Below are 12,877 nucleotides of genomic sequence, written 5' to 3'. Positions count from 1 at the left end.
CCGTCGGAACGGAGGCGGCCCCAGGAGCAGTTGAGACTCAGCCCAGCTTGCTGATGTCACTCAGCCCAGCTTGCTGACGTCCCGCACCGCGCCGCGGTCCGCGCTGGTGGCCATCGCGGCGTAGGCGCGCAGGGCGGCCGAGACCTTGCGCTCGCGGTTCTTCGGGGCGTAGCGGCCGTCCAGCGCGGCCTCGCGGCGGGCCAACTCGGCGTCGTCGACGAGGAGTTCGATGGAGCGGTTCGGGATGTCGATGCGGATGCGGTCGCCGTCCTCGACGAGGGCGATGGTGCCGCCGGAGGCCGCCTCGGGGGACGCGTGGCCGATCGAGAGGCCCGAAGTGCCGCCGGAGAAGCGGCCGTCGGTGATCAGGGCGCAGGTCTTGCCGAGGCCGCGGCCCTTGAGGAAGGACGTCGGGTAGAGCATCTCCTGCATGCCCGGGCCGCCCTTGGGGCCCTCGTAGCGGATGACGACGACGTCGCCGTGCGTGACCTGTTTGTTGAGGATCTTCTCGACGGCCTCTTCCTGCGACTCGCAGACGACGGCCGGGCCCTCGAAGGTCCAGATGGACTCGTCCACGCCGGCCGTCTTCACGACGCAGCCGTCGACGGCGAGGTTGCCCTTGAGGACCGCGAGGCCGCCGTCCTTGGAGTAGGCGTGCTCGGCGGAGCGGATGCAGCCCTCGGCGGCGTCCTCGTCCAGCGCCTCCCAGCGCTCGGACTGGGAGAAGGCCTCGGCCGAGCGGACACAGCCGGGGGCCGCGTGCCACAGTTCCACGGCCTCCGGGGAGGGTGAACCGCCGCGCACGTCCCACGTCTTGAGCCAGTCCGCGAGGGACGGGCTGTGGACGGAGTGGACGTCCTCGTTGAGCAGGCCCGCGCGGTGCAGCTCGCCGAGCAGGGCGGGGATGCCGCCTGCGCGGTGCACGTCCTCCATGTAGTACGTGCGGCTCTTGGCGACGTTCGGGGCGACCTTGGCGAGGCACGGCACGCGGCGCGAGACCGCGTTGATCTCGTCCAGGCCGAAGGAGACGCCCGCCTCCTGCGCCGCGGCCAGCAGGTGCAGGATCGTGTTGGTGGAGCCGCCCATCGCGATGTCTAGGGCCATGGCGTTCTCGAAGGCCGCGAAGGTGGCGACGTTGCGCGGGAGGACCGTCTCGTCGTCCTGCTCGTAGTAGCGGCGGGTGATGTCCATCACCGTGCGGGCCGCGTCCTGGTACAGGCCCTTGCGGGCGGTGTGCGTGGCGAGGACCGAGCCGTTGCCCGGCAGGGAGAGGCCGATGGCCTCGGTCAGGCAGTTCATCGAGTTGGCGGTGAACATGCCGGAACAGGAGCCGCAGGTCGGACAGGCGTTCTCCTCGATGTTGAGGACGTCCGCGTCCGAGACGCTGTCGTTGGCGGCCTCGACCATCGCGTCGATCAGGTCCAGGGTGCGGACGGTGCCGTCCTGGAGGGTGGCGCGCCCGGCCTCCATGGGACCGCCGGAGACGAAGACCGTGGGGATGTTGAGGCGGAGCGCCGCCATCAGCATCCCCGGCGTGATCTTGTCGCAGTTGGAGATACAGATCAGGGCGTCGGCGCAGTGCGCCTCGACCATGTACTCGACCGAGTCCGCGATCAGGTCGCGGGACGGCAGGCTGTACAGCATCCCGCCGTGCCCCATCGCGATGCCGTCGTCGACCGCGATGGTGTTGAACTCGCGCGGGATGCCGCCGGCGGCGGTGATCGCCTCGCTGACGATCCGGCCGACGGGCTGGAGATGGGTGTGGCCGGGCACGAACTCGGTGAAGCTGTTCGCCACCGCGATGATCGGCTTCCGGCCGATGTCCGCACCGGGTACACCGGAGGCGCGCATAAGGGCGCGTGCGCCCGCCATGTTGCGGCCGTGGGTGACTGTGCGGGACCTCAGCTCGGGCATCGTCGTTCGCTCCTTCAGACAGATAGGGCTGCTATTGAGCGTACGCCGGTCATCCAGGGGTCGGACACGGTGTCCGCATCGCGGAACGACCGTCTCGCCGCAGGACGCCTCAGGGCCCGGTCAGATGCCCCTGCACCACCGGCGCGATCCGCGCGATGATCTGCTCCGGATCGGCCGAGGCCAGCGGCTCGACCTTGATCACGTAGCGCAGCATGGCCGTACCCACCAGCTGCGCGGCCGCGAGCTCGGCGCGCAGTTCCGCGTCCGGGAGGTCCAGCTGGGCGGCGACCCGGCTCAGCACCTGGGAGAGCACGAGCCGGCGGAAGACGGCCGCGGCGGCCTCGTTGTTGACGGCGGACCGGACGACCGCCAGCAGCGGCTTGCGGGTGGCGGGGTTCTCCCAGACGCCGAAGATGAAGCGGGTGAGCCGCTCGCCGACGCCGTCCAGCGGCCCCTCGGCGACCGCGTCCGGCGCGTTCGCCGCCGGGGCGAACGCGACCTCGATCGACGCCTCGAAGACCTGCTCCTTGGTACCGAAGTAGTGGTGCACGAGCGCCGGGTCGACCCCGGCGGCCTTCGCGATCCCGCGCACGGACGTCTTCTCGTACCCGCGCTCGGAGAACTCCTCCCGGGCCGCGGCCAGGATGCGGTCGCGGGTGTCGGCGGATTCCGTACGAGGGGGCCGGCCCCGGCGCTTGGCGGTGGCGTCGGTCACCGCCGGGGCACCTTCACGGCCGAGGCCAGGTGCAGCCGCGTGAAGGCGAGCGCCTCCGCGAGATCGGCCTCGCGTTCGGCGCCGGACATCGCGCGCCGGGTGTTGACCTCGATGACGACATGGCCGTCGAAGCCGGTCGTCGCGAGCCGCTCCAGCAGTTCGGCGCAGGGCTGGGTGCCGCGGCCGGGGACGAGGTGTTCGTCCTTGTTCGAGCCGTTGCCGTCCGCGAGATGGACATGGCCGAGACGGTCACCCATCCGCCCGATCATCTCGGTCGCGTCGGTGCGGGCGGTCGCGGTGTGGCTGAGGTCGATCGTGAAGTGCCGGTAGTCGTCCTGCGTGACGTCCCATTCGGGGGCGTAGGCGAGCATCTCCCGGTCGCGGTAGCGCCACGGGTACATGTTCTCTACGGCGAACCGCACATCCGTCTCGTTCGCCATCCGCCAGATCCCGCTGACGAAGTCCCGCGCGTACTGGCGCTGCCAGCGGAACGGCGGATGCACCACGACCGTGCTCGCGCCGAGCTTCTCGGCGGCGGCCTGGGCGCGCTGGAGCTTGATCCACGGGTCGGTGGACCACACCCGCTGCGTGATGAGCAGGCACGGCGCGTGCACGGCGAGGATCGGGACCTGGTGGTAGTCGCTGAGCCTGCGCAGCGCCTCGATGTCCTGGCTGACCGGGTCGGTCCACACCATGACCTCGACCCCGTCGTAACCGAGGCGCGCGGCGATCTCGAAGGCCGTCGCCGTCGACTCCGGATACACGGACGCCGTGGACAGCGCGACCTTCGCATCCGGGATGCGCACGACTGGTTCTGCCACGGAGGACAGACTACGGGGCGGCGCTTTGCGCGGGGGAGCCGGTTGCTGTGCCCGCCCTGTGCGGGGTACGGCAACCGGCCATCTCCGGCGCGGGGGTGCGTTGTGGCGATCGCGATACTTCATGCGGGTCTGATACGTCGGGTGCGGGGTGGGTGTTCACTCGGGGTGGGGTGACGGGGGCGCAAGACATGGGCGGGGGACGTAGGCAGGGCGCGTGTGGCGCGGGCCGGTGCGCGCGGGGGCGGTCGGCTGCGCCGGGGGCGCGGGAAGCGGGTGCACGCGCTGCGGGTGGGGACGCGCGAGTGCGCCACGGCCGACCAGGCGGACGGTTCGGCCGACCCTGGCGCACAACCACGCGGGTACGTCACGACCACCACGCGCGCGTGGATCGCGGCCGAATCGGCGGCGGGACGGGCCGCCCCCGAGCGCCCTACAAACCGGCAGCCGCGCGGATGCGTGACAGCCAGGCGCGCATGCGGCACGAACGGGCACGCGCGTGCATGCGTCGCGGCCGAACAGGCGTGAGTGCGGCCGACCCCCGGCGGACAGCCGCGCGGGTACGTCACGACCACCACGCGCGCGTCGTGGCGTCGCGGCCGAACCGACGGGGGACGGGGTCAGCCCCGGCCGCCGTACAAACCGGCAGCCGCGCGGCCATGTGACGACCACGCACGCGTGCGGCACGAACGGGCACGCGCGTGCGTCGCGACCGAGCCGACGGTCATACGGCCGGCCCCAGCAGCCTCGCGACCGCCACAGGCGCTTGCACCACAAGCCCCGCCCCACGCCCGCCGCCCCGCCAACGCCCACGGCAGCCGGCGCAACCGACGCAGCCGCCTACGCCGAAGGCAGCTGATCCAGCCGTCGCAGAATCACGCCCTCCCGGAGCGCCCACGGGCAGACCTCCAGGGTCTCGACCCCGAAGAGGTCCATCGCGCCCTCGGCGACCATCGCGCCGGCCAGGAGTTGTTCGGCGCGGCCTTCGGAGACGCCGGGGAGGACGGCGCGTTGGGCGGTGGTCATGCCGCCGAGGCGGGGGACCCAGGCCTCCAGGGACTCGCGCTTGAGCTCGCGCTGGACGTAGAGGCCGTCGGCGGAGCGGGCGGCGCCGGCGAGGCGGGCGAGCTGCTTGAAGGTCTTCGACGTGGCGACGACGTGGTCGGGGGCGCCGAAACGGCTGAACTCCCCCACCGTACGGGCGATCTGGGCGCGCACATGGCGGCGCAGGGCCCTTATCGCGGCCGGTTCCGGCGGGTCCCCGGGCAGCCAGCCGGCGGTGAGGCGGCCCGCGCCGAGCGGCAGGGACACGACCGCGTCGGGCTCCTCGTCGATGCCGTAGGCGATCTCCAGGGAGCCGCCGCCGATGTCGAGGACGAGCAGCTTGCCGGCGGACCAGCCGAACCAGCGGCGGACGGCGAGGAAGGTCAGCCGGGCCTCCTCGGCGCCGGTGAGGACCTGGAGTTCGACGCCGGTCTCGGTCTGCACGCGCGCGAGGACCTCGTCCGCGTTGCTGGCCTCGCGGACGGCGGAGGTGGCGAACGGGAGGAGTTCCTCGACGCCCTTGTCCTCGGCGGCCTGCAGCGCCTCGTGGACGACGCCGATGAGTTTGTCGACCCCTTCGGGTCCGATCGCGCCGTCCTCGTCGAGGAGTTGCGCAAGGCGGAGTTCCACCTTGTGCGAGTGCGCGGGCAAGGGGCGCGCGCCCGGGTGTGCGTCCACCACCAGCAGATGCACCGTGTTCGATCCCACGTCGAGGACACCGAGTCTCATATACGGAACGCTACTGCCACCTGCGCCGATCTCCGTCTTCGGTGCGGTTTCTGGGGCCGCCCCGGGCGACTTACCCTGGACGCGTGCCAAAGACGAAAAAGGCGAAGAACGACAAGGCGGCCAAATCACCCGGCGATTCTTCGCCGGTGACGTCGGCCATGCCCCCGAGGACGACGTCGGCCAGGCCCCCGAAGACGTCGACGATGTCGAAGAAGGCCCTGAAAGCCGACGAGAAGGGGCTCGACTTCGCGCGCGCGTGGGTGGAGTTCCCGGATCCGGCGGACGAGGAACAGCTCTTCCGCTGCGATCTGACATGGCTGACCTCTCGCTGGAACTGCGTCTTCGGAAGCGGCTGCCAGGGCATCCAGGCGGGCCGCGCGGACGACGGATGCTGCACCCTGGGCGCGCACTTCTCGGACGAGGACGACGAGAAACGGGTCGCCGGGCATGTGGCGAGGCTCACCCCGGACATCTGGCAGCACCACGACGAGGGCGTGCGGAACGGCTGGACCTCGCAGGACGAGGACGGCGACCGTCAGACCCGCCCCTACAAGGGCTCGTGCATCTTCCAGAACCGCCCCGGTTTCGCCGGCGGCGCGGGCTGCTCGCTGCACATCCTCGCCGTGAAGGAGGGCCGCGAGCCGCTGGAGACGAAGCCGGACGTCTGCTGGCAGCTGCCGGTGCGGCGGACGTACGAGTGGATCGACCGCCCGGACGACACGCGGGTGCTCCAGGTGTCGATCGGCGAGTACGACCGCAGGGGCTGGGGTCCCGGCGGCCACGACCTGCACTGGTGGTGCACGTCGGCGACCTCGGCGCACGGCGCGGGCGACCCGGTGTACGTGTCCTACCGCCCGGAGCTGACCGAGCTGATGGGCAAGGCCGGCTACGACCGCCTGGTCGAGCTGTGCGAGGAGCGCCTGGCCTCGCAACTCCCGCTGCTGGCACCGCATCCGGCGGACCCGGTCGGCTGACCGCTCAGGACGGGCCCGGGTCGCCGCCGTCGCCCGACGGCGGCGGCGAGCCCCCCGGATCGGCGGAGGACGAGTCCGTCGATGTCGGAGTCGGGGTCGGATCGGCGGACGAGGACGGCGGACCGCTCGGCGTCGGATCACTCGGGGCCGTCGGCGTCGGGTCCGGCCCGGACGAGGGCGGACCGCCGGGACCGGGATGCGACGGGTCACTCGGTTCGGTCGGGGCGGGCGCACTGCCGTAGCCCTCGATGGAGACGACGGCGCCGGCGGGCGAGACGGCCACGCGCGCGGTCCAGTGGCCGGAGGGCTCGCGCAGATGGTCGACGTACACCTTGATCGTCAACGATTCGCCCGGAGCGAGGGTTCCCGAGGACTGGCTGAGGTAGAGCCAGGGTGCCGTGGTGGTCGCGGACCAGCGGACCGGGGCGGCGCCGGACGCGGTGAGGGTGACGAGCGTGGTGTCGGCGCTGTTGGCGGCGGAGACGGCGAGCCTCCCGGCCCCCTTGCCACCGGTGCCGGCGACGCTGACGACCTCCACGGAGACGTCGTTCTTGCCCTGCTTGCCGACCCGCGCGCGGGGCCCGGCACTGGCGTCACCGGTGTTCTCGTAGCCGCCGCTCGCGACCTCGCCCTCCAGACTCCCGGGACCGCCGTGCTGCTCGCTCGCGGAGGCGGCCCTGCCGTCGACGCCCTCTCCGGTGGGCGTGGACCGGTAGGCGGCCCACAGGGCAAGAACGGGGGCCGCGATGACGGTGGCGACGACGGTCGTCGTGACGGCACGCGCGCGGAGACGGTCCCGCCGGGCCGCGCGGTCCTTGGGGTCGAGCGGGAAACCACGCCGGTCGAAGCGCGGTGCCGCGGCTCCACGCGCGCGCGGGAGGTGCGCCATGGCGACATGCAGGGCCGCGCGGGGCGCCTCCAGGACGGGCAGTTCGGCGGGCGTGACACCGGCGCCGGGCCAGGTGCCGGGCACCGCGCGCTCGGCGGTACGGCGGCAGCGCGGGCAGTCGTCGACGTGCCGGACCAGTTCGCGGCGCAGCGCGCTGCTGAGCACCAGCTGGTGGTCGCCGGTGAGCCGGGCGACGCTCGGGCAGCTCCCGGTCTCCACGACGGCGAGGGCGGCCCGCGTGCGTTCCACCTCGCAGGCGGCGGAGGCCAGCAGCTCCCGCGCTGTGGCGAGATCCATCCCGAGGACGGCGGCGACCTCGTGGGCGGCGAGCCGGTGGCGCACGGCGAGTTCGAGCGCCTCGCGCTGCTCCGGGGTGGTCCCGGCGGCCTCCGGCCAGGCCAGCAGCCCGAGTTCACGCCGCCGCAGCTCGCGCAGCTCCTCGGACACGACCGGTTCCTGGGCCTCGACCCGGCCCACGGCATGGGTGCCCTGACGTTTCTGCTTGGCCTCGGCCAGCTTGCGCAGACACGCCCAGCGGGCCAGCGCGTACAGCCAGGCCCTGCGGTCACCGGCCGTCTCCGGCACGCGCGCGCCCCGGCGTTCGGCCAGCGCGAGCACGTCGCCCAGAGCCGCCGTGGCCGTGTCGTGGTCGCACAGCACGGACAGGCAGTACGTGAACAGGCCGTCCAGATAAGGCTCGTAGCGCGCGGGCGGGCACTGCGCCAGCGTGCGCGCCGCAGCGCGGTCGCGCGCCTCCCGGTGCGCCCGGTGCGCGCCGGTGGTGCGGGTCGAGGTCTCCGGGCTGCTGCTCATCACCCGTGCGACCGTAGGCGGCGGGCGACGCCCCCTTCCGCCCCCTTGAGCTCTTTTAATCCGTACGGGTGAAACGATCCCTCAATAGGGGACAGGAACCCCCGCTTCCCTGGCTCGATCCCTACGCCCGTGGCCGGATTCCTCACCGCACCCCTCCATCCCCCGACCCCGCTGTCAGTCCCGCCGGTTACGGTTCACGCATGGCTGCCCGTACGAAGACCACCAAGGACCGTCCGTCCTACCGCTGCACCGAGTGCGGCTGGCAGACGGCCAAGTGGCTCGGCCGCTGCTCCGAGTGCCAGGCCTGGGGCACGGTCGAGGAGTTCGGCGCGCCCGCGGTCCGTACGACCGCCCCGGGCCGCGTCACCACCTCCGCGCTGCCCATCGGCCAGGTCGACGGCCGCCAGGCCACCGCCCGCTCGACCGGCGTGCCCGAGCTGGACCGGGTGCTCGGCGGCGGCCTGGTCCCCGGTGCGGTCGTCCTGGTCGCGGGCGAGCCCGGCGTCGGCAAGTCGACCCTCCTCCTGGACGTGGCGGCCAAGGCGGCGAGCGACGAGCACCGCACGCTCTACATCACCGGCGAGGAATCGGCGAGCCAGGTCCGCCTGCGCGCCGACCGCATCAAGGCGATCGACGACCACCTCTACCTCGCCGCCGAGACCGATCTGGCCACGATCCTCGGCCACTTGGACGCGGTGAAGCCCTCCCTGCTGATCCTGGACTCCGTCCAGACGGTGGCCTCCCCGGAGATCGACGGCGCCCCCGGAGGCATGGCCCAGGTCCGCGAGGTCGCCGGCGCCCTGATCCGCGCCTCCAAGGAGCGCGCCATGTCCACCCTCCTGGTGGGCCACGTCACCAAGGACGGCGCGATCGCGGGCCCCCGCCTCCTGGAACACCTGGTGGACGTCGTCCTGTCCTTCGAGGGCGACCGCCACGCCCGCCTGCGCCTCGTACGGGGCGTCAAGAACCGCTACGGCACGACGGACGAGGTCGGCTGCTTCGAGCTGCACGACGAGGGCATCACGGGCCTGGCCGACCCGAGCGGCCTGTTCCTGACCCGCCGCGCGGAGCCGGTCCCCGGCACCTGCCTGACCGTCACCCTGGAGGGCCGCCGCCCCCTGGTGGCCGAAGTCCAGGCGCTCACGGTCGACTCGCAGATCCCCTCCCCCCGCCGCACCACATCGGGCCTGGAAACCTCGCGGGTCTCGATGATGCTCGCGGTCCTGGAACAACGCGGCAGAATCAGCGCCCTAGGCAAAAGGGACATCTACTCCGCAACCGTAGGCGGCGTAAAACTCTCCGAACCGGCGGCGGATCTGGCCATCGCCCTCGCCCTGGCCTCCGCGGCGAGCGACACCCCCCTCCCCAAGAACCTGGTGGCGATCGGCGAAGTGGGCCTCGCGGGCGAGGTCAGAAGGGTCACGGGCGTCCAGCGCAGACTCTCCGAAGCACACCGCCTGGGCTTCACCCACGCCCTCGTTCCGAGCGACCCGGGCAAGATCCCGCCCGGCATGAAGGTCCTCGAAGTGGCCGACATAGGAGACGCCCTCCAGGTCCTTCCGCGCTCCCGTAAACGAGACGCCCCACGGGACGCCGAGGACCGCCGGTAGACTTTGCCCTGGTCTCGCCCGTCCGTACGAACCACTTGTGCGAAACGGGAGCGCCTGAAGAACCTGCGACCCGAGGAGTGCAGTGGCAGCCAACGACCGGGCGTCAGCTCCCGGAAAGTCCGGCGGGAGCTCCGGTGCCGATGGCCTGATGCGCGCCTCACTGAGCGCCGTGGCACCCGGCACGGCCCTGCGCGACGGCCTGGAGCGAATCCTCCGCGGCAACACGGGCGGACTCATCGTGCTCGGCTCCGACAAGACCGTCGAAGCCATGTGCACAGGCGGTTTCATCCTGGACGTGGAGTTCACGGCCACCCGCCTACGAGAGCTCTGCAAACTGGACGGGGGAATCGTCGTCTCCTCCGACCTCTCCAAGATCCTCAGAGCGGGCGTCCAGTTGGTCCCCGACCCCACGATCCCCACAGAAGAGACCGGCACCCGCCACCGCACGGCGGACCGAGTGAGCAAACAAGTGGGTTTCCCGGTCGTCTCCGTCTCCCAGTCCATGCGCCTGATCGCCCTCTACGTGGACGGCCAGCGCCGAGTCCTGGAGGACTCGGCGGCCATCCTGTCCCGCGCGAACCAGGCCCTCGCCACCCTGGAGCGCTACAAGCTCCGCCTGGACGAGGTGGCGGGAACCCTCTCCGCCCTGGAGATCGAAGACCTGGTAACGGTCAGGGACGTCTCGGCAGTTGTCCAACGCCTCGAAATGGTCCGCCTGATCGCCACAGAAATCGCAGAGTACGTAGTGGAACTCGGCACAGACGGACGCCTCCTCTCCCTCCAACTCGAAGAACTGATCGCGGGCGTGGACGCGGAACGCGAACTGGTAGTACGCGACTACGTCCCCGAACCCACGGCCAAACGCTCCCGCACGGTGGACGAGGCCCTGGCGGAACTGGACGCCCTCTCCCACGCCGAACTCCTCGAACTCCCCACCGTGGCCCGCGCGTTGGGCTACACCGGCTCCCCCGAGGCCCTCGACTCGGCGGTCTCCCCCCGGGGCTTCCGCCTCCTGGCCAAGGTCCCGCGTCTCCCCGGCGCGATCATCGACCGCCTGGTGGAGCACTTCGGCGGCCTCCAAAAGCTCCTGGCGGCAAGCGTCGACGACCTACAGACGGTCGACGGCGTAGGCGAGGCAAGGGCAAGGAGCGTACGAGAGGGCCTCTCCCGCCTGGCGGAATCCTCGATCCTGGAACGCTACGTCTAGAGAAACGAACCGACCTCAGTCACTCGCCAACACGAACGAGGTCTGGGCCTTGGCGAACCCGGAAGCGGCAGCCTCCACCAGATAGGTCCCCGCACCGGCCGAACCAGCCGGAGGCGTCGCACACTCGGGCGCACTCGGCTTGCGGTCCCACTTCAACGTGTACGTAACCGCGCCCCCGGCGGAAACCCGGTAGAACACACTCCCCGCCCCCTTCGGACAGTCGGCGGAGGACCAGTAGTCGGCGGCACCCCCCGCCTCAGTGATCGTCAACACCGCGCTCTTGGGCCCGAGATCGACCTTGCAGTCACTGCTCGACGAGTTCTTGGCGGTCAGCACAAAAGTAGGCGTCTGATCGGGCGAGTAGGAGTTGTGCAGACTCCGCAGACTCAACTGCACAGCACTGGCAGTGCAGTTGGGCAGAGTCGAATCAGCAGGAACCGTAGTCCCCGTACCACTCCCGCCGTTAGACCCCCCACTACTGCCACCGTCTCCAGACCCACCGGCGGAGCCACTGCCCCCCGACGACGACCCGCCACTGGAACCACTACTGCCACCACTCGCCCCACCACTCCCCGACTCATCACGGCCGCCGGGGTGTTGACTGATGGCGGGACCCGTGCCGGACGGACCGGCAGTGATCGTAGGGGCGGGAGTCCTCCCGTTCTTCGCGCCATCGGCACCATTCTTGCTACCCCCGCCACCCGACGTGACGATCCAGGTGATCAGCAGCGCCAACAGGGCGACCACGGACACCATGAGGACCCTCCGTCGCCAATAGATGGAGGAGGGAAGCGGCCCGACCGGATTGCGCAGAGATCCCACGGCTCAAACCTTACGAGACAACGGGGAGTTACCTCGCCCCACCCGCCGCGCCTGCCCCAACTTTTCCGGATCATCATCCCGGCAACACCGCCTGGAATGAGGCGGAATGGACCACGAGCCGCACCCGCCGACGCACGGGAGCGGGGCGCGGCGGTACGGCGAGCCCGCCGCTTAGCTGGTCCCCACGCCGTTCACTGTGACAACACCAGAGGGGCGCAACCGCGGCGGGCTCGCCGTACCGCCGCGCCCCCGACCCCACCCACCGCCCGCGGGCGAAAGCACCGCAACCACCCACGGCCATGGCAGGATCGAAACGCCATGACTGCGCCCACGAACCCCCCGCACACCACGTCCACCAACGGCGAGCACCTCCACGCTCCCGTCATCGACTGGTTCGAAGACAACGCCCGCGACCTCCCCTGGCGCCACCCCGACGCCGGCCCCTGGGGCGTGATGGTCAGCGAGTTCATGCTCCAGCAGACCCCGGTCGCCCGCGTCCTCCCGGTCTACGAACAGTGGCTCGCCCGCTGGCCCCGCCCCGCCGACCTCGCCCAGGACGCCCCCGGCGAAGCCGTCCGCGCCTGGGGCCGCCTCGGCTACCCCCGCCGCGCCCTCCGCCTCCACGGCGCGGCCACCGCCATAACGGAACGCCACGGCGGCGACGTCCCCACCGACCACGCCCAGCTCCTCGCCCTCCCCGGCATCGGCGAGTACACGGCCGCCGCCGTCGCCTCCTTCGCCTACGGCCAGCGCCACGCCGTACTCGACACCAACGTCCGCCGGGTGTTCGCCCGCGCCGTCACCGGAGTCCAGTACCCCCCGAACGCCACCACAGCCGCCGAGCGCAAACTCGCCCGCGCCCTGCTCCCTCAGGACGAGCAGACCGCCGCCCGCTGGGCCGCCGCCTCCATGGAACTGGGCGCACTGGTCTGCACGGCAAAAAACGAGACATGCCACCGCTGCCCCATCTCGGCCCAGTGCACCTGGAACCTGGCAGGCAAACCGGACCACGAGGGCCCGGCCCGCCGCGGCCAGACATACGCCGGCACGGACCGCCAGGTCCGCGGCAAACTCCTGGCCGTACTCCGCGAAGCGCACACCCCCGTCCCGCAGTCCACGCTCGACCGCGTGTGGCACGAACCGGTACAGCGGGCCAGAGCGCTGGACGGCCTGGTCGCGGACGGCCTCGTAGAACCCCTCCCCAACGCCCTCTACCAACTCCCCGCCACCCGTACCTGACACACGGTCAATTCACAGCCACCAGCCTCACCCGACCCGAACCACGGCCAACACCCAGCCCTCGCAACACTCAGGCACCGCCCAAACCACCCCATATCCACCC

The 12,877-nt window shown here is 71.5% G+C and carries 10 protein-coding genes; 4 read left to right on the top strand and 6 right to left on the bottom strand.

Going from position 1 to position 12,877, the window contains the following annotated elements; all coding sequences use genetic code 11:
* Positions 1-60 precede the first annotated feature (60 nt).
* The 4 genes from ilvD to ACQHII_RS27335 form a co-directional block, all read right to left on the bottom strand.
* Positions 61-1,914 carry a dihydroxy-acid dehydratase gene (ilvD, locus tag ACQHII_RS27350; protein ID WP_427921786.1) on the bottom strand — a complete coding sequence of 618 codons (1,854 nt, stop codon included), beginning with the start codon at positions 1,912-1,914 and terminating at the stop codon, positions 61-63.
* Positions 1,915-2,023: 109 nt separating this feature from the next.
* Positions 2,024-2,629 carry a TetR family transcriptional regulator gene (locus ACQHII_RS27345; protein ID WP_427921785.1) on the bottom strand — a complete coding sequence of 202 codons (606 nt, stop codon included), beginning with the start codon at positions 2,627-2,629 and terminating at the stop codon, positions 2,024-2,026.
* Complete coding sequence (locus ACQHII_RS27340; RefSeq protein ID WP_026179638.1) at positions 2,626-3,450, bottom strand: sugar phosphate isomerase/epimerase family protein; 825 nt, start codon at positions 3,448-3,450, stop codon at positions 2,626-2,628. Before ACQHII_RS27340 ends, ACQHII_RS27345 begins: the two co-directional genes overlap by 4 nt.
* Positions 3,451-4,287: 837 nt before the next feature.
* Positions 4,288-5,220: a Ppx/GppA family phosphatase gene (locus tag ACQHII_RS27335; protein ID WP_427921784.1), complete on the bottom strand. Its 933-nt coding sequence runs from the start codon at positions 5,218-5,220 to the stop codon at positions 4,288-4,290.
* A 203-nt stretch (positions 5,221-5,423) separates the two neighbouring features.
* Here ACQHII_RS27335 and ACQHII_RS27330 point away from each other — a divergent pair, with 203 nt between their 5' ends.
* Positions 5,424-6,194 carry a hypothetical protein gene (locus ACQHII_RS27330; RefSeq protein WP_427925421.1) on the top strand — a complete coding sequence of 257 codons (771 nt, stop codon included), beginning with the start codon at positions 5,424-5,426 and terminating at the stop codon, positions 6,192-6,194.
* Between the two features lie 4 nt (positions 6,195-6,198).
* Here ACQHII_RS27330 and ACQHII_RS27325 read toward each other — a convergent pair whose 3' ends face one another.
* On the bottom strand, positions 6,199-7,899 hold the full coding sequence (locus tag ACQHII_RS27325; protein WP_427921783.1) for a BACON domain-containing protein: 1,701 nt from the start codon (positions 7,897-7,899) through the stop codon (positions 6,199-6,201).
* Between the two features lie 197 nt (positions 7,900-8,096).
* Here ACQHII_RS27325 and radA point away from each other — a divergent pair, with 197 nt between their 5' ends.
* Complete coding sequence (radA, locus tag ACQHII_RS27320; protein WP_427921782.1) at positions 8,097-9,506, top strand: DNA repair protein RadA; 1,410 nt, start codon at positions 8,097-8,099, stop codon at positions 9,504-9,506.
* A gap of 82 nt (positions 9,507-9,588) precedes the next feature.
* Positions 9,589-10,713 (top strand): DNA integrity scanning diadenylate cyclase DisA, encoded by a 1,125-nt coding sequence (gene disA, locus ACQHII_RS27315; protein ID WP_427921781.1) that lies wholly within the window; start codon positions 9,589-9,591, stop codon positions 10,711-10,713.
* Between the two features lie 15 nt (positions 10,714-10,728).
* Here disA and ACQHII_RS27310 read toward each other — a convergent pair whose 3' ends face one another.
* Positions 10,729-11,535 (bottom strand): hypothetical protein, encoded by an 807-nt coding sequence (locus ACQHII_RS27310; RefSeq protein WP_427921780.1) that lies wholly within the window; start codon positions 11,533-11,535, stop codon positions 10,729-10,731.
* Positions 11,536-11,853: 318 nt separating this feature from the next.
* On the opposite strand from ACQHII_RS27310, the gene ACQHII_RS27305 reads away from it, so the two are divergent.
* Positions 11,854-12,774 carry an A/G-specific adenine glycosylase gene (locus ACQHII_RS27305; RefSeq protein WP_427921779.1) on the top strand — a complete coding sequence of 307 codons (921 nt, stop codon included), beginning with the start codon at positions 11,854-11,856 and terminating at the stop codon, positions 12,772-12,774.
* Positions 12,775-12,877: the final 103 nt, after the last annotated feature.

It is taken from the genome of Streptomyces sp. cg40, from assembly GCF_050320165.1.
GTDB classification, from domain to species: Bacteria; Actinomycetota; Actinomycetes; order Streptomycetales; family Streptomycetaceae; genus Streptomyces; species Streptomyces hokutonensis.
This window is presented reverse-complemented; position numbering and strand designations above follow the sequence as displayed.